This is a genomic window from Cupriavidus sp. CP313, from assembly GCF_054072015.1.
The window spans coordinates 73,286-95,479 of the sequence record NZ_JBSVZB010000016.1; the positions used below are offsets into that span (position 1 = coordinate 73,286).

Consider the following 22,194-nt stretch of genomic DNA (forward strand, 5'->3'; position numbering starts at 1 on the left):
CCCCTGCCTTTAGTGAGACGAATGCGCCAATTGAATCGATTCGAAGCCCTTGGCGGCGTCGGGATTGTGAACGGCGATGGGCGCCCCATCGGCGTAAGCAAGGATTTGCCTGAATGCGTTGCCATACGCCGTCTCATGGTTGTCCATCTCGACGTAGCCGAGATGCGGTGTGCAGATCGCGTTGGGCAATTGCCGCAGCGGATCGTCAGCATCCAGGGCCGGTTCTTGCTCGAACACGTCGACGGCTGCCAGGCCGGGCCGGCCCGCCCGCAGCGCGGTGGCGAGTACCCCAGCGGCGATGAGCTCCGCTCGACTGGTGTTCACCAGCAAAGACGTCGGCTTCATCAACTGGAGGTCCGACGCCGTCACGCTACCCCGCGTTTCAGGCGTGAGGCGAACGTGTAGCGACAAGACGTCTGATTCCCGGAATAACTGTTCCCGGCTCTGCGCAACCATGTGTCCGTCCTCGCTGGCCTGCGCCCGGCTGCGCTCGCGCCCCCACACCAGGACGTTCATTTCGAAGGCGCGCGCATACTGGCCGATCACCTTGCCGATGCGGCCATAGCCAAGGATGCCAAGCGTCCGCCCCCGCAGGCCGCGGCCGATCGTGCTCTGCCATCGCCCCTGCTTCAGGGCCTGCACTTCATATGGAATGTGACGGGTTGCGGCGAGGATCAGGCCCCAGGTCAGCTCGGCCGCCGCATACGACGGTCGCGCAGTCAAAGTGGAGCTGACCACGACGCCATGTCGCGTACAAGCCTCGATATCAATGTGCGGCACGTGCCCGTTCTGGCTGATCAGCTTCAGGTCGGGCAGCCTGGACAGCAACGCCTCGCCCACGGGAGTGCGTTCGCGCAGCAGCACCAGCGCTTCCACGCCACGCAGCCGCTGCGCGAGCTGGTCCAGATCGTTTACGTAGTCGGTATGGACCGTTACCTCGTGGTCTTGCAGCAGCCTGAAACACTGAAGCTGCGGCACGATATTCGAGTAATCATCCAGAATCGCGATCTTCATGCCCTGCCTCCGGTCATGCGTTGCTCGGCAAATCGGGGACCGGCGTGCCGCGGTCAATCAGTGCGCATTTTCTCTGTTCTGCCTCGAATTTTTTCCTGGCCAATTCCAGCACCTCGGCAGCGCGCGCCTGGGGGATGAAACAGATACCGGTTTCGTCGGCGAAGACAATATCGCCCGGGGACACGCGAACGCCGTGTAGTTCGATGTCGCCGTTGATTTCGACGGTTTCAATTCGCCACTTGCCGGTAATCGGCGTGATTTCGGTGGACCATACCGGATATCCCACGCTGCGCGAATGGTCGACGTCTCGAATACCGCCGCTGACAATGGCGCCAGCCTCGCCTTGACGCTTGCCCGTCTGCGCCGAAATACCGCCAATATTGGATACGCCGGAGACGCCCGCAATCACCAGCACATCGCCGCGATGGGCCAGGTTGTGGGCTTCAAACTCAGCCATCTTGTTGACGTGAGCCCTGGCCGTCTCGTAGGCATGCTCGCGCTGCATGATGTTCCGTACCGTGAGCGCTGGGCCGACGATGCAGGCGTCGGCAATGGTCGGCCGGTAAAGCGAGGCCGGTAGTACTCCCGCGATACCGAGCTCGTCCATAATGTCCGACAAAATGCCGCTCGCGTGGCCGAGCTCCTTGAATCCCTCGATCAGATTCGGATCGGGACGCGGTGCCTCCATCAAACGGATGCGCTCGCGCGCGATTTTTCCCGTCAGCTTTTTTTCTTCCATTACGTCTCGCTCCAGGTCAGGATGGTTTTGGCGGCTTGGCAGGCTTGGGAGCGTGTTACAGGTTCCGCTCCCCCAGGCCGACCTTCGCGTAGATGGTGTTGATGTGCTCTTTGACGTCATCCGGCGTGTCATCGTCAGCCGGCAGGTGCGACCAGCCCACTTTGGCGCGGGCATAGCGTGCGATGACTTCGTCCTGGTCGGAGGTGCCACCGCTGATGCCGTAGGCGCCAACCATCACGTTGTTCTTGAAGACGGGAGCGCAGCCACCGGAGGCCACGACCTGGCCGTTGGTGAACACCGATGCGTTTGCCAGCATCTGGGGATTGCGCTCCTTGAACCACTGCTGGATGACCAGGCCATCCGGGAAGCGCGGGCTCATTGAGCGGAAAGCCGCAGCCGTGTAGGCCTTCGCCTTGGCGGTGTCCGGCGTGATAAAGCCGGCGTCGTCCATTCGTTCAAGCGCGATCAGGTGGCCCTCCGGACCAACCACCGCCACGGTGATGGGAACCCGCATCTCGGTGGCCTTTTCGACCACAACCTTGATGAATTCCCGGCACTCCAGTGCTGTGAGCTTTTCCATTGCGACTCTCTCTTCCTTAGTTGAGCTTGATACCGGCGTCCTTCATGACGCGTCCCCATTTGTCCGTCTCTTCCAGCATGTATTTCGCAAAGGCTTGCGGCGCCATGCCCTCCACTTCAAACCCTTGCGTCCCCAACTGCGCCTTCACGTCCTCTGACTTAAGCGCTTCGTGGAATGCCGCAGCAAGTTTCGTTTGCACGGCTGCCGGTGTGCCTGCGGGCGCGACAACGCCGAACCATACCGACGATTCAAAGTTGCGAAGTCCAAGCTCAGCCAGCGTTGCGAGCTTCGGTGCTGCTGGCGAGCGATGCGCACCGGCCGTGGCCAATGCGGTCAACTTGCCATCGTTGACATAGCGCATCACAGTCGACGCCGGTGCGAACATGACGTTGACCCGTCCGGCAAGCAGATCCGTCATGGCTTCGGAGCTTCCCTTGTAGGGAACGTGGAGCATTTCCACCCCGGCAACCTTGTCGAACAGCAGCGCTGCCAGGTGCGGCGAGGTACCAATGCCAGACGACGCGTAGCTCAGTTGACCGGGCTTCGATTTCGCCAGCGAGATGAAGTCCTGCAAAGACTTGGCATTAAGGGAGGGATGGACGACCAGCACGTTCGGCACGCGGCCAAGGAGCGTGATGGGTACAAACGATTTGGGCAGGTCCACGCCCACGGTGCCGCGCGAGTTCGCATTGATCGCATTGGCCACCGTCACGACGAACAGCGTGTAGCCGTCAGGCGGCGACGCGGCGACGGCACGGGCCGCCGCGGAACTGCTCGCACCGGGACGGTTGTCGACTATCACCGGCTGTTTGAGTATTTCCCCCGCGCGTTTCGCCACGATGCGCGACACGACGTCCGTTGAGCTGCCCGCGGCGAATCCGACGGTGAGCTTGATGGGTCGATCGGGAAAAGCCTGTTCCGCCATTGCACCGGCCGGACAAGCCAGTGCAAAGGCCGTGGAAAGGCCACAGATAAGGGCACGGCGTAGCATTTCTGTCTCCTGTGCAGGATGCCTTGTGTGTCATGGCATCCGTTGCCAGGATTTAATACCCGCGCCATCTATAATTCAAACGACTTATACCTATCAATATATTGGGTTTTTCAATGAATGTGACGCTAAAGCAGCTGCAGGCGCTTGTGCTGGTCGCGCGCTACGCCAGCTTCACCAAGGCGGCGGAGTCCATGCATCTCACCCAGTCAAGTGTGAGTCTGCTGGTCCGCGATCTCGAGGAAGCCCTCAATGCCAAATTGCTGGACCGCTCCACACGCTCGGTGGCACTGACGGAGGTCGGACAAGATCTCTTTGCCGGGGCGGAACGTATTCTCGGAGACCTCAACCACGTGGTCACGAACGTGGGCGAGCTGGTGGCAAAGCGGCGTGGCCGCGTGGTGCTGACCGCGCCGCTGGTTCTGTCCAGCACGTTTGTCCCGAGAGTGATTGCCGCGTTCCGATCGCGCTACCCCGGCATCGAGCTGCTGCTCAAGGACTCGCTACCCGATCAGGTACTTCCGCAGGTGGCGAATTCCGCGGCGGACGTTGGCATCGGGACATTCGGCTCGACTCCCGACGGTCTGCACGCCACCGTATTGTTCCGTGAACCGCTCGCCGCGGTCTTTCCCATCGGCCATGCGCTGGCTGGCAAGCCCCAACTAAACTGGTCCGATCTACGGGACATGCCCTTGCTGGCGTTGCCCCGTGGCAGCGTGCTGAGAGAACTCGCCGACAGTGGACTGATCGCTGCCGGTCTGGAAGGCGAACCTGTCTTCGAGGCGACCTACGTCGGCACGCTGATCGGGCTGGTCAAGGCCGGCCTCGGCGTGGCGATCGTTCCGGGCTCTGCGACCGTCCTGGCTGATCAAAGCCAAATCGCCTGGAAACGGCTGGACAATCCCGTGATCGAACGCGAAGTGTTCCTCATCCACCGCGGCGCGAGTTCGCTCTCTCCGGCGGCCGAAGCCTTGATCGAAACGATCGAGCAGGAAGCCTTGACGTTCTCGTCCGCCGTGACGGCATAGGCCGGGCACGCCTGCGCTATGGCACGACCACGCCAGGATCATTCCGGTAGTCGCGCACGATGCCAAGAAATCCCTGCAGCACGGGAGACGTGTCCCCCCGGCGATAGACGCAGCTCAGCTCGATGTCGCGCAATCTGGGATCTCTCAAGGGCTTGTACACGACCCCCGGCAAACGGAGATTGGCTGCAGACTCCGTCGTGATGGCAAGTCCAAACCGGCTGGCGACGAGAGCGATGCATGTCACCACGTCCTCGACCTCCTGCTCGACCCGCAGCCTGGCCCCTGCCAGTCGAAACGCTTCCGCGACCTCCTGCGCAAGACCATGCAACGGAATATTGGGGTAAAGGATCATCGGCTCGTTGTCGAGATCGGCAATTGAAATTGCAGCCCGGCTACACAGTGCATGCCCCTCGAAAAGCGCGACCAGATAGGGCTCGCGCAGGACCGATTCCACAACAAGGTCCTCTTCTTCCGGAACCAGGCGGTTAAACGCAACAGTGATACGGCGCTCGCGCAGCGCAGTGATTTGCTCACTCTTCGTCATGTTGTGAAGGCTGATCTGGACTTCAGGCCGGGAGGTATGAAACCTGGCCAGCAGGCGCGGGACTACATTCAGGATGCCCGCGCTGAAGATTCCCACGTCAAGCCGCCCGAGCAGGCCCGCGCCCGCGAGCCTGGCCTGTTCTTCCGCCAATTGGGTCAGCGCCAGGATGTTGGGGACGTCCTGCAGCAGTCGCTTGCCGGCCTCGGTGAGCTCCGTGCCGCGATTGCCGCGTTCGAACAGTCGCACGCCGATCTGCTCCTCCAGCGCCCGGATCTGTCTCGTCAACGGGGGCTGGGCCATGTGCAAGCGCTCGGCAGCCCGGCCAAAGTTGAGCTCCTCGGCGACTGCCAGGAAGTAACGCATCTGCCGCACGTCCATCGTCGTCCTTATCCAGCGGGGTCACGATACCGGAATGGTATCACCGGGCATGAAAACAGTATTGGACCGGCATGGCAGCACGCCGCAATACTTCCTCCAACTCAGGAGGTTCGCCATGCCAATCGTACATATCTCTCTCGTCAGCGGCCGCGATGAGGCCGTCGTGAAGCGCTGCCTCAAGGCCGTTGCACAGACCGTTCATGAAACGCTAGGGGCCCCGCTCGAATCGATCCGCGTTTTCGCCACGCCCGTAGAACCGGCGCACTGGGTCGTTGGCGATCGCGCCAAGGACGAACCCGCCCCCACAAGCAAGGTATCCCAATGAAGCCAACCGAAATCGCAACAGCTGCCCTTGCGTTGCGGCAAGCGGCGCAAACGCGCGAGTACATCGCCCCGTTACGCGAGACTTATCCGGACCTCACCATCGAATCTGCCTACGCGATCCAGCGTCTCAACACGGTGCAGAAATGTGGCGAGGGTCATCGCGTGGTGGGTTGCAAGATCGGCCTCACCTCCGTCGCGGTGCAGAAGCAGCTCGGCGTTGATCAGCCGGACTTCGGCATGCTGTTCGACGACATGAGCTATGGCGATAGCGAGCCCATTCCTTTCGAGACGCTCACGCAGCCCAAGATCGAGGCCGAGATCGCGTTCGTGCTGGGACGGGATCTGACGATGAACAATCCGGGACAGCTTGACGTCCTCAACTCCGTGGAATACGTGCTGCCGGCGCTCGAAATCGTGGGAAGCCGGATTGCAAACTGGAACATCGGCATCGCCGATACCATCGCTGACAACGCCTCTTCCTCGGCTTTCGTGCTCGGCAGCACGCCGAGAACACTCGGCGAGATCGACCTGCGTCTGTGCGGAATGGTGCTCGAGCGCGCCGGTGACCCGGTGTCGACGGGCGCCGGCGCCGCATGCCTGGGCAACCCTCTGAACGCCGTCGTTTGGCTTGCCCGCACGATGGCCGCGTTCGGCACCCCGCTGAAGGCAGGCTCGGTGGTCCTTTCGGGCGCATTAGGCCCGATGGCCGCGGTCCACGCGGGCGACATATTCGAAGCCCGCATCAGCGGGCTGGGCTCTGTCAGGGCCGTATTCGGGCAAACGGCCAGGGAGGCAGCATGAGCCAATATTCCGACTTCGCACGCATTCTCGACGAAGCCGCGCAGCGCGCGCAGGCCGTCGCCCAGTTTGATCCCGAGGGAGCCATGCCCCTCGCTGAAGCTTATGAAGTGCAGCGCGCATCCATCCGCTGCCGCCTGGATCGCGGCGAAAAACGCGTTGGTATAAAGATGGGCTTTACCAGCCGCGCCAAGATGCTGCAGATGGGCCTGTCCGACGTGATCTGGGGACGGCTCACCTCCGGCATGCTCATTGAAGAAGGTTCGACAGTCGACTTCTCCCGCTTCATCCATCCACGCGTCGAACCCGAGCTGGCGTTCGTCCTGCGCGAGCCGCTTTGCGGGCAGGTCACTGCAGCACAGGCGCTCGCTGCCGTGGAAGCCATCGCGCCGGCGCTCGAAATCATCGATTCGCGCTATCAGGACTTCAAGTTCTCGCTGCCCGAGGTCATTGCAGACAACGCCTCGTCAAGTGGCTTTGTCATCGGACCATGGCAGGACCCGCACCAGGACTTCTCGAACCTTGGCCTTACGCTGTCGATCGACGGGCGCACGGTGCAGGTCGGATCCACGGCCGCGTTGCTCGGACACCCGTTGCGTTCGCTGGTCGCTGCCGCGCGTCTGGCCGAACTCGCCGACGAGCCTCTGCAGGCCGGCTGGATCGTGATGGCCGGTGGCGCGACGCCCGCTGAGTGGATCAGGCCGGGGCAGTATGTCTGCCTCGAAATGGAGCGGCTTGGACGGACGGGCTTTCACGTCGGCGACTGAGGCAGGTTCTCCACCGCAGGTAAGACATCACCGAGTTTTATGGAGACAGACATGCAACATAAGGTCAAGGTTGCGATCATTGGTCCGGGCAATATCGGCACCGACCTGATGATCAAGGTCATGCGCAACAGCAAGCATCTTGAGATGGGCGCCATGGTCGGCGTCGATCCGACGTCGGATGGCCTGGCAAGGGCCTCCCGGCTCGGCGTTGCCACGACATCCGACGGCATCGAAGGACTGCTTCGACTCGAGGTGTTCCGTGATATCGATATCGTCTTCGATGCCACATCCGCAAGCGCGCACGGGCGCCACAACGAGGTCCTGCAACATGAAGGCGTGCAGGTGATCGACCTCACGCCCGCGGCGATCGGTCCCTATGTCATTCCGGCCATCAATCTCGAGGAAGAGGATGCGCCGAACATGAACATGGTCACGTGCGGCGGGCAGGCGACGATTCCGATGGTGGCGGCGGTGTCGCGCGTCGCCAGGGTCCACTACGCCGAGATCGTCGCATCGATCGCAAGCAAGTCCGCGGGACCCGGCACACGCGCAAACATCGACGAGTTCACCGAGACCACCCGTAAGGCGATCGAACAGATTGGCGGAGCCGAACGCGGCAAGGCCATCATCGTGCTGAATCCGGCGGAGCCGCCCCTGATCATGCGCGATACGGTCTTCGTGCTTTCGGAACAGGCCGACCGCGCAGCCGTGGAACAGAGCATCGCCAACATGGTGAAGGCCGTCCAGTCTTACGTACCCGGCTACCGCCTGAAGCAGGCCGTCCAGTTTGACGAGATTCCCAAAGACAAGCCGATCAATGTGCCGGGGCTTGGCCTGCGCCATGGGCTCAAGACCTCGGTATTCCTCGAGGTCGAGGGCGCAGCCCACTATCTCCCCGCCTATGCGGGCAATTTGGACATCATGACCTCCGCGGCATTGGCGTGCGGCGATCTCATGGCGCGTCGCCGGGTAGCCGCCGGGATCGCGCGTGGTGCAAAGGAGTCAGCGCAATGAACGACAGCAAGCGAATCTACGTCTCGGATGTCACGCTGCGCGACGGCAGCCACGCCGTGCGCCACCAGTACAGCATCGACAACGTGAAGGCGATCTCGGCGGCGCTGGATCGGGCCGGCGTCGACAGCATCGAGGTCGCGCATGGCGACGGCCTGGAAGGCTCCAGTTTCAACTACGGCTTTGGCGCACACACGGACGTCGCCTGGATCGCGGCCGCAGCGGAGTCAGTCCGGAACGCGGCAATTGCGACACTGCTGCTACCGGGCATCGGGACCATTCATGATCTGCGCAATGCGTTTGACGCCGGCGCTCGCGTGGTCCGCGTGGCGACACATTGCACCGAGGCGGACGTCTCACGCCAGCACCTGGAATATGCACGTGAACTCGGTATGGACGCCGTCGGCTTCCTGATGATGAGCCACATGACAACTCCGCAGAATCTCGCAACACAAGCGAAGCTGATGGAAAGCTTCGGCGCGACATGCGTGTATGTCGTTGATTCGGGGGGTGCACTGGGAATGAGCGACGTCCGCGACCGCTTCCGGGCATTCAAGGACGTGCTGAATCCGGAGACTGAAACAGGCATCCACGCGCACCACAATCTGAGCCTCGGGGTTGCGAACTCCCTGATTGCGCTCGAGGAAGGTTGCACACGCGTTGACGCGAGCCTTGCCGGGATGGGCGCCGGTGCGGGCAATGCCCCGCTGGAGGTATTTATCGCCGCGGCGGAACGTCAGGGGTGGAATCACGGCTGCGACCTGTACGGCCTCATGGACGCGGCGGACGACTTGGTCCGTCCGCTCCAAGATCGCCCGGTCCGCGTGGACCGCGAAACGCTTGCGTTGGGCTATGCCGGCGTTTATTCCAGCTTCCTGCGCCACGCGGAAATCGCGGCCGACAAGTACGGCCTCAAGACCGTAGACATCCTGGTCGAACTGGGTCGCCGCAAGATGGTAGGTGGCCAGGAGGACATGATCGTCGATGTGGCGCTGGATCTGCTGCGGGACGCAACGCCTCAGTGAGCGCGGCCTGGCGTTCTGCGAATAGCTCTTTGGTGAGGACGACCAAGCGAGGTTGTCCATTCTTCTTGCATATGGAGCGCTGATGACAACTTTCAAACTCAACGTCAATGGCAAGCCCCACACCGGTGCTGTCACATTAGGGAGGCGGCCGCGTAAGATGACGGGATGACGAAGACCAAATCGCTCTATCACGGCCACCGGTTTCCGGCGGCGGTCATCAGCCACGCGGTGCGCTGGTATTTTCGCTTCAACCTGAGCCTGCGCGACATCGAGGAACTGCTGTTCGAGCGCGGTGTGGTCGTTACCTACGAGGCAATTCGCCGCTGGTGTGACAAGTTTGGCGCTGGCTATGCCCATCGCGTGAAGGCCGCACGACGCAAACCAGGCAGCACCTGGCATCTCGATGAGATGTTCGTGACGCTGCGCGGCGAGCCATATCTGCTGTGGCGGGCGGTCGACGAGCACGGCGCCGAACTGGAGATCCTGTTGCAGAAGCGGCGCGACAAGGCTGCCGCCAAACGCTTCTTCCTGCGCGTGCTTCGCTCATGTCCGGCGCCGCGCAAGATTGTCACCGATCAGTTACGCAGCTACCCGGCCGCAATGGCGGACATTCCAGAGCTGGCCAGTGTCAAACACGTGTTCGTGAAAGCCGCCGCACGGGTAAACAATCGAGCCGAGAACAGCCACCAGCCGACCCGCGAACGCGAGCGGCGCATGCGTGGGTTTCGCGACCGAAAACGTACGCAGGCTTTTCTTTCGAGCTTCGGTCCGATCCGACAACACTTCGCGCTGAAACGGCATCTGCTGCGTGCTTCGCTCTATCGCAAACACCTTGCAGCGAGATTCGCTGCCTGGCACGAATTCACTGAAGTGGCCCAAAATCCGTCAACTGCCTTCTGATCAGTGATCCCTGCCACTGCCTTGCCTCGCTATCGGCAAGTTGACAGCGCCCTCGCCTGTAGTAACCCGGGCTGGTTCCAAGCCGAGTCCGGAAATGATTGCGCAACGTGGCTGCAGCACCAAAACCGACTTGCACCGCGATTTCATCCACGGATAAATCGGCCTCTTCGAGCAACGTCCTGGCCCGGCCCAGGCGCTCGGTAAGCAGCCACTCCCCTGGCGGCATCCCCATCGTACTGACAAAGTGCCGCTGAAAGGTCCTGACACTCATCGCCGTTTGCTTTGCCATTCTGACAATCGACCAGCCCTCGTCCAATGTTGCGCGCACCGCGTGCGGATATCGCGCCGCGAGTGCTGCGGCATGACGCCAGTGCACAGTCGCACGCTTTCCGTTGAGCAACCCTACTGTCGCCAAGACAAAGGCGCCCGTGCAGATTGGCATGACGCGCGCCCCGCGTTTGCTCGCCTTCCTCAACGCGCGGCAAAATTCCGGCGGGACGTCCGCTTCGAAACCGCGCCACCCCGGGACGATGATGATGGTCTTCGCGTTGGCCAGTGCAGCGGAGAGACATTTGGAGCACACGCATGTTTCATTGGGGAAGACGCCGGATGGCATATCATGCATTGCTGGCAATCCGCATCCGCCGAATATCCCGCAAGGGAGGCGCACCGAAGAGCCGGGCATACTCGCGACTGAACTGTGATGCGCTTTCATACCCGACGCGCAGACTTGCCGTTCCTGCGTCGAGGTTCTGGCTCAGCATCAGTTGGCGTGCTTCCTGAAGGCGTAGCTGCTTCTGGTACTGCAGCGGGCTGGTCCCCGTAATCGCGCGAAAGTGCTGCCGGAATGTCGACGGACTCATGTGTGCATTGGCTGCGAGTTCTTCCACCTGGAACGACTGTGCAAAATTCAGCTTGAGCCACGCCACTGCCCGGGCAATCTGCTCACTTGGCGAGCCGGTGGCCGCGAACTTTCGAAGTAGCGGCCCATAGGCCCCCGCCAGCAGGCGAATGGCGATTTCCTGCTGAATCAATGCGGCGACGTGAGGTATGAGTTCCGGCTCGTCGAGCAGTCGTACGAGCCGGATCAATGCGTCCAGGACAGGCGGCTCAAGGTCACTGACGGAAATTGCGAGATTCGGACTCTCCTTCCGAGGCTCCATCCCTTCCATTTCTGCGGCCAGTTCCATGACGATGCGCGGCTCAAGCGCCAGCATTAGGCCAAGGAACGGCTTGGCCGGCGTAGCGACCGTGACGTTCGACACGACAGGCACGTCGATCGTCGTCAGCAAGGATTGTCCGGCGGCGTAGTTGAACACCTCATTGCCAAGCATGACCTGCTTGCCACCCTGAGCGACCACCCCTAACCCGAACCCGTAGATGCATGGCATCGGGGCTGCGCTGGCGCTCCTGCGGTGGAGCGTCAGGCCCGAAATCCCGGTGAAATGGTCGCCGTCATTTTGGGCAATTTGGCCGATTGCCTCGGCGAGGGTGTCAATGGCCGCAAGCTTGCCAGGATTTCCAATCTTGTCACGCGCATTCATGCTCCTGCTCCGCCCTCCTTTTGCTGCAGGAAGTCTAGCACCGGCCCGATGACAGGCGGTCGTGACGGGCGTGCAATCGTCGGATTGGGCAAAAAGTGGGGCGGAATTGGCAAACAGTTTTCGGGCACCTTCCCGCAAACTGGGCCCCATCGCTACTCTCCATGGGCTTGCCAGATGTCGTCCCTCTTTACCCCCTACGCATTGAAGGGCGTCACCCTTCGAAATCGTATCGTCGTCTCTCCCATGTGCCAGTACATGGCCGAGGTCGGGCATCTGAGCGACTGGCATCAGAGCCACTACGCTACGCTGGCGCGCGGCGGCGCCGGGCTCGTCATCGTTGAAGCGACCGCCGTGTCACCGGAGGGACGGATTACGCCTGGTGACGTGGGCCTCTGGAGCGACTCGCACATTGCGGGCCTTGCCGCTGTGGCGAAGGCCATCAAGGCCGCCGGCGCCGTAGCGGGCATCCAGATCGGTCACGCTGGCCGCAAGGCCGGCTGCACGCCCCCATGGGAGGGCGGTGCCCCACTGGACATGAACGATCCGCGCGCCTGGCAGCCGGTGGCGCCGAGCGCGCTGCCGTTCATGCCCGCGAACCCGCATATGCCGCGGGAACTGCGCCTGGAGGACATCCGGCGCACGCAACAGCATTTCGTGGATGCCGCCGCTCGTGCCCTGCAGGCGGGATTCCAGTGGCTTGAGCTTCATTTTGCCCATGGCTTCCTCGCACAGAATTTCCTGTCCGCTCTCACCAATGCGCGGGACGACCAGTACGGCGGCTCGCTGGAAAATCGCGCTCGCTTCCTGATCGAGACGGTGGCCGCCGTGAGAGAGGTATGGCCGAAAAGCCTGCCGCTGACGGCACGCCTGGGTGTTGTGGAATTCAACGGTCGGGAAGACGAGACACTCGCTGAGTCCGTTCAGGTCCTGAAATGGCTGAAAGAAGCCGGCCTGGATCTCGTCGACGTCGGACTCGCACTGTCCACTGCGGACGAGCAAGTGCCATGGGGACCCAACTTCCTCGTTCCCTACGCGCGACAGATTCGTGCGCAAACTGGACTGCCGGTTGCAACCAGCTGGCAGATCACGAGTGCGTCAGAGGCGGACGCCCTGATCCGCGAGGGGCAGCTCGACCTCGCGCTGTTCGGCCGTACGTTGCTGGCGAATCCGCACTGGCCGTTCCGGGCGGCGCGGGACCTCAAGGTCGAGCAGGCGGCGTCAGTGCTGCCAACGCCGTACGCCTTCTGGTTGCAGAGCTGGGCGGGCTGAGGCCAGGCGATTCACGGCACTCGTACCCTGACCACCACCTACGGAGAACCCTCCCCGATGAGCACGCTCAACGTTAACGGCCGTAAGCACACGATCGATGTCGATCCCGGCACACCCATCCTCTGGGCGCTGCGCGACTCGCTTGGCATGACCGGCACCAAGTTCGGCTGCGGTGCCGCACTCTGCGGCGCCTGCACCGTGCATCTGGACGGCCAGGCCATTCGCTCGTGCATCACGCCGGTCTCTGCCGCCGAGGGCAAGTCCATTGTCACCATCGAAGCTGCCACCGATGGCAGCGACCGGGTCGGCACCGCAGTCCATGCGGCCTGGGTCAAGCACGACGTGGCGCAATGCGGTTACTGCCAGAGCGGCCAGATCATGAGCGCCACCGCCTTCCTCAAATCCCTGCCTCGCGGCAAGCAACCCAGCGCTGCCGAGATCGACGCCGCCATGGCGGGCAACATCTGCCGCTGTGGTACCTACCCCCGCATTCGCGCCGCGGTGGCCGATGCCGCCAAGACGCTCGCCTGAAGGATCCGCCATGTTGCCCAATTTCGATCACGGCGAAATGCCGCGCAATCTGCAGCGGCTGCTGGCCCGGAGCCAGAGCGACGAACCCGCCATGCTGCCGCGCCGCAGCTTCCTGAAGCTGGCCGGCTCCGTCGGCCTGGCGCTCGGTGCATTTCCGCATCTGGCCATAGCACAGGCCGCCAGTGCCGGCGGTGCCGCGAGCGCCCTGAAGCCGACGCAGCAGCCATTGGCGTTTGTACAGATCGCTGCCGGCGGCGAGGTCACCGTGACCATCAACCGGCTGGAGTTCGGCCAGGGCGTGCAGACTGCCTTGCCGATGATCCTGGCCGAGGAGCTCGACGCGGACTGGAGCCAAGTGCGCAGCCGGCACGGCTCGAACGACGCTGCCTACGTCGACCCGCTGTTCGGCATTCATCTCACCGGCGGTTCGCATTCGGTCAAGAACAGCTTCACGCAGTACCGTGAGCTTGGCGCCCGTGCCCGCGCGATGCTGCTGTCGGCGGCGGCGGCGCGCTGGAAAGTGGACGTGGCCACGCTGCGCACCCGCGCAGGGGTGGTGTTGGGTCCGGGTGGCCGCACGCTGACCTACGGCGAACTGGCCGAGGCCGCCATGGCGCTACCGGTGCCGGAGAAGGTCAAGCTGAAGGACCCGAAGGACTTTCGCATCATCGGCACGCCCACCACGCGCATCGATGCGCATGCCAAGAGCAGCGGGCGCCAGGATTTCGGTATCGACACGCGCCTGCCCGGTCAGCTCACTGCCGTGGTGGCACATCCGCCTGTGTTTGGCGCGCGCCTGACTACGGTGGACGACAGCGCCGCGCGAGCCATCAAGGGTGTCAAGGCAGTGCTGCGCGTGCCGGTCGACCGTGGTGGCGAAGGCGTGGCCGTGGTCGCCGACGGCTACTGGCCGGCCAGGCAAGGGCGCGACGCGCTGAAGCTGCAATGGAACACAACCCCGGTTGAAAAGGCTGACAGCGAACGGTTGCTGGCCCAGTACCGCGAACTGGCGACGCGGCCCGGCCTGCGTCAGTTCGACGCAGACATGGCGCCGCTGGCCACCGCGCCGCGCAAGCTGGAAGCGGAATTCGTGTTCCCCTATCTGGCGCATGCGCCAATGGAGCCACTGAACTGCACCGTGCAGTTGTCCGACGGGCACGCCGAACTATGGGTCGGCAGCCAGTGCCCCGGCCTGGACGGTGCCGCGGCGGCGCGCGCGCTGGGCCTCAAGCCCGAGCAGGTGAAGATCCGTGTGCAGATGGCGGGCGGCGGCTTTGGCCGGCGCTTCGCGAGCACGAGCGACTACGTGGTCGAGGCCTGCGCGATCGCCAAGGCCGCGCGCGCCGCCGGCATGAAGGCACCGATACGCACGCTGTGGAGCCGCGAGGACGACATCAAGGGCGGGTACTACCGCCCGATGCACCTGCATCGCGCGCGCATCGGCTTCGACCAGCAAGGCAAGGTGCTGGCCTGGGATCATGTCATCGTTGGCCAGTCGATTACCTCGGGCACGGTGTTCGGGGAATTCCAGGTGAAGAACGGCATCGACGCCACGGCCACGGAGGGCATGCGCGATCCCTACCCGCTACCGATGCGCCTGACCGTGCACCACCCCACGCCCAACGTGCCGGTGCTGTGGTGGCGCAGTGTCGGGTCCACCCACACGGCCTATGTCATGGAGACACTGCTCGACGAGATTGCGCGCGCCACCAGGCAAGACCCGGTGGCTTATCGCATGCGCCTGTTCGGCGAACAGCATCCGCGCCATCGCGCTGCGTTGCAACTGGCGGTGGACAAGAGCGGGTACGGCAAGAAGAAGCTGCCCGCCGGCCGCGCCTGGGGTGTCGCGGTGCACGAGTCGTTCGATTCCGTGGTGGCCTATGTCGTGGAGGCCTCGGTGAAGGAAGGCCGCCCGCAATTGCATCGCGTCACCGCCGGCGTGCATTGCAATCTGGTAGTGAATCCCCGCACCGTGGAAGCACAGGTGCAGGGTGCGGCAGTCATGGGTCTGTCGATGTGCCTGGCGGGCTCTGCCATCACGCTGAAGGACGGTGTCGTCGAGCAAAGCAACTTTGGCGACTTCACGGTGGCGCGCATTACCGACACCCCCGCGTTCGACGTCCATATCGTGCCGAGCGCCGATCCACCCACGGGCATGGGCGAGCCTGGCCTGCCGCCATTGGCGCCGGCGTTTGCCAACGCCATTGCGCGCCTGACGGGCAAGCCGCTGCGCCAGCTTCCCTTCAAACTGACGTGATCGTTGATTGAGGCTGCCCACCGACGGCAGGCCTTCCCTGCCGCTGTCGGCGCGTGGCCGTCAGCCCTCGGGCATCGATGCCAGACTTTGCTGTCTCGGGTCGATGCCTCGTCCAAAAGCATGCAAGCCCGGGACATCCAGTACGTGGATCGTGCCGTATTGCATACGAACCAGGCCGGCTGCCTCCAGTTCGTGCAGGGCGCGATTCACGACCTGACGGGACAGGCCGCACAGGCGTGCGATTTCCTCCTGTGAAATCCGCAGGACGTCAGACGTAGCCGTGCACAGTGCCGGGTTGAACAGTTCCGCGACGCAAATGGCTACCTGGGCCGTGGTTGTCTGCATGCGGTAACTCTCCACGACCGCAACAAACTGGCCGAGCCGCGCGTTCAACTGGCGCACCAGAAACTGGTTGAAGCTCAGGCTTGTTTCGAACAGCCAGTCAAAGGTCTCTGCCGGCACCAACGCGATCCAGCTGTCGCGCAGCGTGACCACTTCGTAGGGACGAAGCTCGTGCTTGAGCAGCGCCCCTTCTCCCAGCCATCCGCCGGAAGAAACGCCGATGAACGTTGTTCCACGGCCATCCGGCGATACGGTATTGACCTTCACCATGCCGTCCAGCACGCCAATCCAATGCAGGGCCGCTGCGCCTTGCTGGCAGACCAGCGACCCCGCGGCGTAGCTCGACACGCGGGTGTCTCGCTCAACGCGCCCTAGCTGCTCTGCAGAGAGGTGTCGCGCCCACGGCGCTTCCAGCAGGCGATCCCGCATGGCGGCGTATGAATCCGGCAAGAGTCCCTCGCAAGAACTAGATTAGTGGACCGGCGCGTCCAAGGTGCGCCGCGCTTCAACCGTTGCCCGCCCTTCTCAAGGCCGCGCCGACTTCTCCATAGAATGCCCGCAACTTCTCCACCTCGACATCCACAGGCAGCAAGGCGGGCCATAACAGCGCCACCATATCCCTGGCCGTCTTCTCGATATCCACTTGCCGCTGCCGGGCGATCGCGTCCCACAGGATGTGCTCCATCGGCCCGAGGATGGCCGAGCGCAGCAGGCTCAACGGCAGGTCATCCCGGATCTCGCCGTTGTCCCGCGCCCGCGCCAGCAAGTCCATCAACGGCGCCGTATAGCGGCGCTGCAGCGGTACGAACACCTCTCCCAGCCCCGGCCCTTTGGCACGGCCCTCCGACAACACCAGCGCACACAAGCCGGTCCCCTGGATCAGGAACAGCCTCAGGTGTGTCCTGACATAGAACTCCAGCTGCACCTTCGTGCTCTGCCCGTGCGGCATGCCTTGTTCCACGGTGCCGATGATCTCGTCATACCAGTCCTCGATCACGCGTGCGCATAGCTCGCGCTTGCCATGGAAGTAGGTGAACACCGTGCCCTCGGAGATGCCCAGGCGCTGGGCGATCTCGGTGGTCGTGGTCCGCTCATAGCCGAGCTCGGCGAATACCTCGCGGCTGACGCGCAGGATGTCCCGGATGCGTTGTTCCGCCTTGGCACCTGCGGGCACACGGCGGGGCGATGTGACGTCTTCCATCATTGAGTCCTAGCTTGCCCGAAGGCGAGATTATAGGGCCGGCTCAACCTCGACTTGAGCTTTACTCAATTTTAGGTTGCCATTTCGATTGGCACCATGTAATTTTCAATCATCGCACCAAGGGGCGTCAGGCGGACCTCGGAAGAATACATCGAAATCCTAGCGTGCACCCCGCCAATATTCGGGAAAACCCGAAGACATCGTCCCAGAATCCATCGATATGATGTTTGTTGAGTAACACTCACAAACATCTCACGAGACGAACCACAACCGGGCTTTGGAGACAAGTATGACGATGCAGGCCGAGTCCTCTCCCACCATCCTGCCGATTGGCGGGCTTTCGCATGTGAGGGGGGACACCAACATTCCGCTGTCGGAGCAGACCGTGCCGGAGTTGCTGGCGCAAACGGTGGCTCGCTACCCCGAGCGGGAAGCCGTTGCCTTTCGCGAGCAAGGGGTGCGCTGGAACTGGCGCGAATTCTCCGACGCCGTGGACGCACTGGCGGCAGGCCTGCACACATTGGGGCTGGCGAGAGGCGACCGGGTAGGCATTTGGTCCCCCAACCGGGTCGAGTGGCTGGTCACCCAATTCGCCACCGCGCGGCTGGGGCTGGTGCTGGTGAACATCAATCCCGCCTACCGCTTGTCCGAGCTGGAATACGCGCTGAACAAGGTTGGCGTCAAGGCGATCGTCGCGGCGGAAGCCTTCAAGACCTCACGGTACCTGGAGATGCTCCAGGTACTCGCCCCGGAACTGGCCACCTGCGCGCCGGGCGCACTGCAGGCGGCGCGGCTGCCGGCACTGCGCTGCGTCATCCGCATGGGCGACGACCATACGCCCGGGATGCTCCGCTATGCCGATGTGATTGCGCGCGGCACAGGCGTGGCGCGGTCGACGCTGGATGGCATCACAGCACAGCTGGACCGCCATGACCCGATCAACGTGCAGTTCACCAGCGGGACGACCGGTGCGCCCAAGGGCGCCACGCTGACCCATTGCAATATCGTCAACAACGCACGCTCCATTGCCATGGCGATGCGTTTCTCCGAGCAGGACAAGCTCTGCATTCCGGTGCCCTTCTATCACTGCTTCGGCATGGTCCTGGCGGTGCTGGCCTGCGTGTCCTCCGGCGCGGCAATGGTGTTCCCGGGGCAGGCCTTCGAGCCGGAAGCCACCATGCAGGCGGTCAGCGAAGAGCGCTGCACGGCACTGCATGGCGTGCCGACCATGTTCATTGCCCAGCTTGATCACCCGAATTTCTCGCGGTACGACTTCTCTTCCCTGCGCACCGGCATCATGGCAGGGTCGCCCTGCCCGATCGAAACCATGAAGCGCGTGGTGTCGCAGATGCACATGTCCGAGGTGACCATCGCCTATGGCATGACGGAGACGAGTCCGGTCTCCTTCCAGAGCAGCACCACCGATCCGCTGGACAAGCGCACCACCACGGTGGGCCGCATCCAGCCGCACCTCGAGGTCAGGATCGTGGATGCGACAGGCGCCACGGTCCCGGTAGGCGAAACCGGCGAGCTGTGTACCCGCGGCTATTCGGTGATGCTGGGCTACTGGGATGACGAGGCACGTACCGCCGAAGCCATCCGCGACGGCTGGATGCACACCGGCGACCTCGCCACCATCGACGCGGAAGGCTACTGCAATATCGTCGGCCGCGTGAAGGACATGCTGATTCGCGGCGGCGAGAACATCTACCCGCGCGAGATCGAGGAGTTCCTGTTCCGCCACCCGAAAGTCCAGGCGGTCCAGGCGTTCGGCGTTCCCGACCAGAAGTACGGCGAAGAGGTTTGCGCGTGGATCGTGCTCAAGCCTGGCGCGAGCGCCACTGAGGACGAAATCCGTGATTTCTGCCGCGACCAGATCGCGCACTACAAGATCCCGCGCTACATCCGCTTTGTCGACGAGATGCCCATGACCATCACTGGCAAGGTACAGAAATTCGTGATGCGCGAGCGCATGACGCAGGAACTGAAGCTCAGCGAATCCAGGACGGCCTGACGCGCTGGCGCCGGTGCACGGCGCCGGCCATCTCGCCCGATCCCACAGACAACACCAGAGACGACACCGCTATGAACACCCTCCCCGGCCTCAAGTTCGACCTTGGCGAAGACATCGAAATGCTGCGCGATTCCGTGCGCGCCTGGGCCCAGGCCGAACTGGCCCCGCGCGCGGCCGAGATCGACCGCACCGACCAGTTCCCGATGGACGCCTGGAAGAAGATGGGCGACCTGGGCGTGCTGGGCATCACCGTGGCCGAGGAATACGGCGGCGCCAACATGGGCTACCTGGCGCACATGATCGCGATGGAGGAAATCAGCCGCGCCTCGGCGTCGGTCGGCCTGTCCTACGGCGCGCACTCCAACCTGTGCGTGAACCAGATCCACCGCAACGGCACCGCCGCGCAGAAGGCCAAGTACCTGCCCAAGCTGGTCTCGGGCGAATGGATCGGCGCGCTGGCGATGAGCGAACCCAATGCCGGCTCCGACGTGGTCAGCATGAAGCTGCGCGCGGAGCTCAAGGGCGACCGCTACGTGCTGAACGGCACCAAGATGTGGATCACCAACGGCCCGGACTGCGACGTGCTGGTGGTCTACGCCAAGACCGAGCCTGAGCTGGGCGCGCGCGGCATGACTGCCTTTATCGTCGAAAAGGGCATGAAAGGCTTCTCGGTGGCGCAGAAGCTGGACAAGCTGGGCATGCGCGGCTCGCACACCGGCGAGCTGGTGTTCCAGGACGTGGAAGTGCCGGTGGAGAACATCCTTGGCGCCGAGAACGGCGGCGCCAAGGTGCTGATGAGCGGGCTGGACTATGAGCGCGCGGTGCTGTCCGGCGGCCCGGTCGGGATCATGCAGGCGTGCATGGACGTGGTTACCCCGTATATCCACGACCGCAAGCAGTTCGGCCAGAGCATCGGCGAATTCCAGCTGATCCAGGGCAAGGTGGCCGACATGTACACCACGCTGCAGGCCGCGCGCAGCTACCTGTACACGGTCGGCAAGAACCTGGACGGGCTGGGCAGCGGCCACGTGCGCCAGGTGCGCAAGGACTGCGCCGCCGTGATCCTGTACACGGCCGAGAAGGCCACCTGGATGGCGGGCGAGACCGTGCAGATCCTGGGCGGCAACGGCTATATCAACGAATACCCCGCCGGCCGGCTGTGGCGCGATGCCAAGCTGTACGAGATCGGTGCCGGCACCTCGGAGATCCGCCGCATGCTGATCGGCCGCGAGTTGTTCTCCGAAACCATGTAAGCGCGCCTACCTTCGCCATCTGCCGACCGACAGCACCATCTCGCGGCACACCCAGAAGCACGATATGCCAATCATCGAAACCAAACTGAACGCCCGCTCCGAATCCTTCAAGGCCAACGCCGGGGCCATGCAGGCCGTGGTAGCCGACCTGGAGGCCAGGATCGCGAAGCTCGCCGAAGGCGGCGGCAAGGACGCACGCGACAAGCACCTGTCGCGCGGCAAGCTGCTGCCGCGCGACCGCGTGCAGCAGTTGCTCGATCCGGGCACGCCGTTCCTGGAGCTGTCGCAGCTCGCGGCCTACGACATGTACGACGATGCCGCGCCCGGCGCGGGCATCATCACCGGCATCGGCCGCGTGGCCGGGCAGGAATGCGTGATCGTCTGCAACGACGCCACCGTCAAGGGCGGCACCTACTACCCGATGACGGTCAAGAAGCATGTGCGCGCGCAGGAGATCGCCGAGCAGAACAACCTGCCGTGCATCTACCTGGTCGATTCCGGCGGCGCCAACCTGCCCAACCAGGACGATGTGTTCCCGGACCGCGACCACTTCGGCCGCATCTTCTACAACCAGGCCAACCTGTCCAAGCAGGGCATCCCGCAGATCGCGGTGGTGATGGGGTCGTGCACCGCCGGCGGCGCCTACGTGCCGGCGATGAGCGACGAGTCCATCATCGTCAAGAACCAGGGCACCATCTTCCTGGGCGGTCCGCCGCTGGTGAAGGCGGCCACGGGCGAGGAAGTCAGCGCCGAGGACCTGGGCGGCGCCGACGTCCATACGCGCCTGTCCGGCGTGGCCGACTACTTCGCGCAGAACGACCACCACGCGCTGTCGCTCGCGCGCAATATCGTGCAGCACCTGAACCGCCGCAAGCCGGACCAGATCCGTCTGCACGAGCCGGTCGAGCCGCTGTATCCGGTGGAAGAACTGTACGGCGTGATCCCCACCGACACGCGCAAGCCCTATGACGTGCGCGAGGTGATCGCGCGCCTGGTCGACGGCTCCGAGTTCGACGAGTTCAAGGCGCGCTACGGCACCACGCTGGTGTGCGGGTTCGCGCGCATCTGGGGCTACCCGGTCGGCATCATCGCCAACAACGGCATCCTGTTCTCGGAGTCCGCGCTCAAGGGCGCGCACTTCATCGAGCTGTGCTGCCAGCGCAAGATCCCGCTGGTGTTCCTGCAGAACATCACCGGCTTCATGGTCGGGCGCAAGTACGAGAACGAAGGCATCGCCCGCAATGGCGCCAAGATGGTGACCGCGGTCGCCACCGCGCAGGTGCCCAAGTTCACGGTCATCATCGGCGGCTCGTTCGGCGCCGGCAACTACGGCATGTGTGGCCGCGCCTATTCGCCGCGCTTCCTGTGGATGTGGCCGAACGCGCGCATCTCGGTGATGGGCGGCGAGCAGGCCGCCAGCGTGCTGGCCACGGTGCGCCGCGACGGCATCGAAGGCAAGGGCGGCAAGTGGAGCGCGCAAGAGGAAGAGGCGTTCAAGCAGCCGATCCGCGACCAGTATGAGCACCAGGGCCATCCGTACTACGCCAGCGCGCGGCTGTGGGACGACGGCGTGATCGATCCCGCGCAGACCCGCACCGTGCTGGGACTGGGACTGTCCGCGAGCCTGAATGCGCCGATCGAGGACATGAAGTTCGGCGTGTTCCGCATGTAATCACGACAAGGAAGA

Annotated in this window: 22 protein-coding genes; 13 read left to right on the forward strand and 9 right to left on the reverse strand. The window is 63.5% G+C overall.

Features of this window, described 5'->3' with window-relative positions:
- Positions 1-9 precede the first annotated feature (9 nt).
- From ACW4E8_RS21375 to ACW4E8_RS21390, 4 genes are read right to left on the reverse strand one after another with little or no spacing between them, the layout of a single operon-like run.
- Entirely contained in the window at positions 10-1,014 is a 1,005-nt protein-coding gene (locus ACW4E8_RS21375; RefSeq protein WP_456806371.1) for a D-2-hydroxyacid dehydrogenase family protein, read from the reverse strand.
- 13 nt (positions 1,015-1,027) lie between these two features.
- Positions 1,028-1,753: an RraA family protein gene (locus tag ACW4E8_RS21380; RefSeq protein ID WP_456806372.1), complete on the reverse strand. Its 726-nt coding sequence runs from the start codon at positions 1,751-1,753 to the stop codon at positions 1,028-1,030.
- A gap of 55 nt (positions 1,754-1,808) precedes the next feature.
- Positions 1,809-2,333 carry a GlcG/HbpS family heme-binding protein gene (locus ACW4E8_RS21385; protein ID WP_456806373.1) on the reverse strand — a complete coding sequence of 175 codons (525 nt, stop codon included), beginning with the start codon at positions 2,331-2,333 and terminating at the stop codon, positions 1,809-1,811.
- A 16-nt stretch (positions 2,334-2,349) separates the two neighbouring features.
- Complete coding sequence (locus ACW4E8_RS21390) at positions 2,350-3,324, reverse strand: Bug family tripartite tricarboxylate transporter substrate binding protein (protein WP_456806374.1); 975 nt, start codon at positions 3,322-3,324, stop codon at positions 2,350-2,352.
- Between the two features lie 113 nt (positions 3,325-3,437).
- Between ACW4E8_RS21390 and ACW4E8_RS21395 the strand changes: the two genes are divergently transcribed.
- A complete protein-coding gene (locus ACW4E8_RS21395; protein ID WP_456806375.1) occupies positions 3,438-4,349 on the forward strand; it encodes a LysR family transcriptional regulator in 912 nt (303 codons plus the stop codon).
- A 16-nt stretch (positions 4,350-4,365) separates the two neighbouring features.
- On the opposite strand, the gene ACW4E8_RS21400 is transcribed toward ACW4E8_RS21395, so the two are convergent.
- Complete coding sequence (locus ACW4E8_RS21400; protein WP_456806376.1) at positions 4,366-5,271, reverse strand: LysR family transcriptional regulator; 906 nt, start codon at positions 5,269-5,271, stop codon at positions 4,366-4,368.
- Positions 5,272-5,320: 49 nt separating this feature from the next.
- Here ACW4E8_RS21400 and ACW4E8_RS21405 point away from each other — a divergent pair, with 49 nt between their 5' ends.
- From ACW4E8_RS21405 to ACW4E8_RS21430, 6 genes are all read left to right on the forward strand, one after another.
- Positions 5,321-5,596 (forward strand): tautomerase family protein, encoded by a 276-nt coding sequence (locus tag ACW4E8_RS21405; RefSeq protein WP_456806377.1) that lies wholly within the window; start codon positions 5,321-5,323, stop codon positions 5,594-5,596.
- Complete coding sequence (locus ACW4E8_RS21410; RefSeq protein WP_456806378.1) at positions 5,593-6,396, forward strand: 2-keto-4-pentenoate hydratase; 804 nt, start codon at positions 5,593-5,595, stop codon at positions 6,394-6,396. Before ACW4E8_RS21405 ends, ACW4E8_RS21410 begins: the two co-directional genes overlap by 4 nt.
- Positions 6,393-7,160, forward strand: a complete 768-nt coding sequence (locus ACW4E8_RS21415; RefSeq protein ID WP_456806379.1) for a 2-keto-4-pentenoate hydratase — start codon at positions 6,393-6,395, stop codon at positions 7,158-7,160. Before ACW4E8_RS21410 ends, ACW4E8_RS21415 begins: the two co-directional genes overlap by 4 nt.
- A gap of 51 nt (positions 7,161-7,211) precedes the next feature.
- On the forward strand, positions 7,212-8,174 hold the full coding sequence (locus ACW4E8_RS21420; RefSeq protein ID WP_456806380.1) for an acetaldehyde dehydrogenase (acetylating): 963 nt from the start codon (positions 7,212-7,214) through the stop codon (positions 8,172-8,174).
- Complete coding sequence (gene dmpG / locus ACW4E8_RS21425) at positions 8,171-9,196, forward strand: 4-hydroxy-2-oxovalerate aldolase (RefSeq protein WP_456806381.1); 1,026 nt, start codon at positions 8,171-8,173, stop codon at positions 9,194-9,196. The genes ACW4E8_RS21420 and dmpG overlap by 4 nt, the downstream gene beginning before the upstream one ends.
- Positions 9,197-9,361: 165 nt before the next feature.
- Positions 9,362-10,096 carry an IS6 family transposase gene (locus tag ACW4E8_RS21430; RefSeq protein WP_456806382.1) on the forward strand — a complete coding sequence of 245 codons (735 nt, stop codon included), beginning with the start codon at positions 9,362-9,364 and terminating at the stop codon, positions 10,094-10,096.
- On the opposite strand, the gene ACW4E8_RS21435 is transcribed toward ACW4E8_RS21430, so the two are convergent.
- Positions 10,059-10,721, reverse strand: a complete 663-nt coding sequence (locus ACW4E8_RS21435) for a helix-turn-helix domain-containing protein (RefSeq protein ID WP_456806383.1) — start codon at positions 10,719-10,721, stop codon at positions 10,059-10,061. The genes ACW4E8_RS21430 and ACW4E8_RS21435 overlap by 38 nt on opposite strands.
- Entirely contained in the window at positions 10,714-11,640 is a 927-nt protein-coding gene (locus tag ACW4E8_RS21440; protein WP_456806384.1) for an AraC family transcriptional regulator N-terminal domain-containing protein, read from the reverse strand. Before ACW4E8_RS21440 ends, ACW4E8_RS21435 begins: the two co-directional genes overlap by 8 nt.
- A gap of 174 nt (positions 11,641-11,814) precedes the next feature.
- On the opposite strand from ACW4E8_RS21440, the gene ACW4E8_RS21445 reads away from it, so the two are divergent.
- From ACW4E8_RS21445 to ACW4E8_RS21455, 3 genes are read left to right on the forward strand one after another with little or no spacing between them, the layout of a single operon-like run.
- A complete protein-coding gene (locus ACW4E8_RS21445) occupies positions 11,815-12,909 on the forward strand; it encodes an NADH:flavin oxidoreductase/NADH oxidase (RefSeq protein WP_456806385.1) in 1,095 nt (364 codons plus the stop codon).
- 57 nt (positions 12,910-12,966) lie between these two features.
- Positions 12,967-13,440, forward strand: coding sequence for a (2Fe-2S)-binding protein (locus ACW4E8_RS21450; protein ID WP_456806386.1), 474 nt, complete (start codon positions 12,967-12,969; stop codon positions 13,438-13,440).
- Between the two features lie 10 nt (positions 13,441-13,450).
- Positions 13,451-15,697, forward strand: a complete 2,247-nt coding sequence (locus tag ACW4E8_RS21455) for a molybdopterin cofactor-binding domain-containing protein (protein WP_456806387.1) — start codon at positions 13,451-13,453, stop codon at positions 15,695-15,697.
- A 60-nt stretch (positions 15,698-15,757) separates the two neighbouring features.
- Here ACW4E8_RS21455 and ACW4E8_RS21460 read toward each other — a convergent pair whose 3' ends face one another.
- Positions 15,758-16,387: a Crp/Fnr family transcriptional regulator gene (locus ACW4E8_RS21460; RefSeq protein WP_456806388.1), complete on the reverse strand. Its 630-nt coding sequence runs from the start codon at positions 16,385-16,387 to the stop codon at positions 15,758-15,760.
- 157 nt (positions 16,388-16,544) lie between these two features.
- On the reverse strand, positions 16,545-17,240 hold the full coding sequence (locus ACW4E8_RS21465; RefSeq protein WP_013956909.1) for a TetR/AcrR family transcriptional regulator: 696 nt from the start codon (positions 17,238-17,240) through the stop codon (positions 16,545-16,547).
- A gap of 289 nt (positions 17,241-17,529) precedes the next feature.
- Between ACW4E8_RS21465 and ACW4E8_RS21470 the strand changes: the two genes are divergently transcribed.
- The 3 genes from ACW4E8_RS21470 to ACW4E8_RS21480 all read left to right on the forward strand — a co-directional run bounded on the left by ACW4E8_RS21470 (position 17,530) and on the right by ACW4E8_RS21480 (position 22,179).
- On the forward strand, positions 17,530-19,254 hold the full coding sequence (locus ACW4E8_RS21470; RefSeq protein ID WP_456806389.1) for an AMP-binding protein: 1,725 nt from the start codon (positions 17,530-17,532) through the stop codon (positions 19,252-19,254).
- 71 nt (positions 19,255-19,325) lie between these two features.
- Positions 19,326-20,507, forward strand: coding sequence for an isovaleryl-CoA dehydrogenase (locus ACW4E8_RS21475; RefSeq protein WP_456806390.1), 1,182 nt, complete (start codon positions 19,326-19,328; stop codon positions 20,505-20,507).
- 64 nt (positions 20,508-20,571) lie between these two features.
- Positions 20,572-22,179, forward strand: a complete 1,608-nt coding sequence (locus ACW4E8_RS21480) for a carboxyl transferase domain-containing protein (protein ID WP_456806391.1) — start codon at positions 20,572-20,574, stop codon at positions 22,177-22,179.
- Positions 22,180-22,194: the final 15 nt, after the last annotated feature.

Excerpts from the sequence above, each read along its gene's own strand:
- ACW4E8_RS21375 (WP_456806371.1), bottom strand. The coding sequence starts at position 1,014 with ATGAAGATCGCGATTCTGGATGATTACTCGAATATCGTGCCGCAGCTT.
- ACW4E8_RS21380 (WP_456806372.1), bottom strand. The coding sequence starts at position 1,753 with ATGGAAGAAAAAAAGCTGACGGGAAAAATCGCGCGCGAGCGCATCCGT.
- ACW4E8_RS21385 (WP_456806373.1), bottom strand. The coding sequence starts at position 2,333 with ATGGAAAAGCTCACAGCACTGGAGTGCCGGGAATTCATCAAGGTTGTG.
- ACW4E8_RS21390 (WP_456806374.1), bottom strand. The coding sequence starts at position 3,324 with ATGCTACGCCGTGCCCTTATCTGTGGCCTTTCCACGGCCTTTGCACTG.
- ACW4E8_RS21395 (WP_456806375.1), top strand. The coding sequence starts at position 3,438 with ATGAATGTGACGCTAAAGCAGCTGCAGGCGCTTGTGCTGGTCGCGCGC.
- ACW4E8_RS21400 (WP_456806376.1), bottom strand. The coding sequence starts at position 5,271 with ATGGACGTGCGGCAGATGCGTTACTTCCTGGCAGTCGCCGAGGAGCTC.
- ACW4E8_RS21405 (WP_456806377.1), top strand. The coding sequence starts at position 5,321 with ATGAAAACAGTATTGGACCGGCATGGCAGCACGCCGCAATACTTCCTC.
- ACW4E8_RS21410 (WP_456806378.1), top strand. The coding sequence starts at position 5,593 with ATGAAGCCAACCGAAATCGCAACAGCTGCCCTTGCGTTGCGGCAAGCG.
- ACW4E8_RS21415 (WP_456806379.1), top strand. The coding sequence starts at position 6,393 with ATGAGCCAATATTCCGACTTCGCACGCATTCTCGACGAAGCCGCGCAG.
- ACW4E8_RS21420 (WP_456806380.1), top strand. The coding sequence starts at position 7,212 with ATGCAACATAAGGTCAAGGTTGCGATCATTGGTCCGGGCAATATCGGC.
- dmpG (WP_456806381.1), top strand. The coding sequence starts at position 8,171 with ATGAACGACAGCAAGCGAATCTACGTCTCGGATGTCACGCTGCGCGAC.
- ACW4E8_RS21430 (WP_456806382.1), top strand. The coding sequence starts at position 9,362 with ATGACGAAGACCAAATCGCTCTATCACGGCCACCGGTTTCCGGCGGCG.
- ACW4E8_RS21435 (WP_456806383.1), bottom strand. The coding sequence starts at position 10,721 with ATGCATGATATGCCATCCGGCGTCTTCCCCAATGAAACATGCGTGTGC.
- ACW4E8_RS21440 (WP_456806384.1), bottom strand. The coding sequence starts at position 11,640 with ATGAATGCGCGTGACAAGATTGGAAATCCTGGCAAGCTTGCGGCCATT.
- ACW4E8_RS21445 (WP_456806385.1), top strand. The coding sequence starts at position 11,815 with ATGTCGTCCCTCTTTACCCCCTACGCATTGAAGGGCGTCACCCTTCGA.
- ACW4E8_RS21450 (WP_456806386.1), top strand. The coding sequence starts at position 12,967 with ATGAGCACGCTCAACGTTAACGGCCGTAAGCACACGATCGATGTCGAT.
- ACW4E8_RS21455 (WP_456806387.1), top strand. The coding sequence starts at position 13,451 with ATGTTGCCCAATTTCGATCACGGCGAAATGCCGCGCAATCTGCAGCGG.
- ACW4E8_RS21465 (WP_013956909.1), bottom strand. The coding sequence starts at position 17,240 with ATGGAAGACGTCACATCGCCCCGCCGTGTGCCCGCAGGTGCCAAGGCG.
- ACW4E8_RS21470 (WP_456806389.1), top strand. The coding sequence starts at position 17,530 with ATGACGATGCAGGCCGAGTCCTCTCCCACCATCCTGCCGATTGGCGGG.
- ACW4E8_RS21475 (WP_456806390.1), top strand. The coding sequence starts at position 19,326 with ATGAACACCCTCCCCGGCCTCAAGTTCGACCTTGGCGAAGACATCGAA.
- ACW4E8_RS21480 (WP_456806391.1), top strand. The coding sequence starts at position 20,572 with ATGCCAATCATCGAAACCAAACTGAACGCCCGCTCCGAATCCTTCAAG.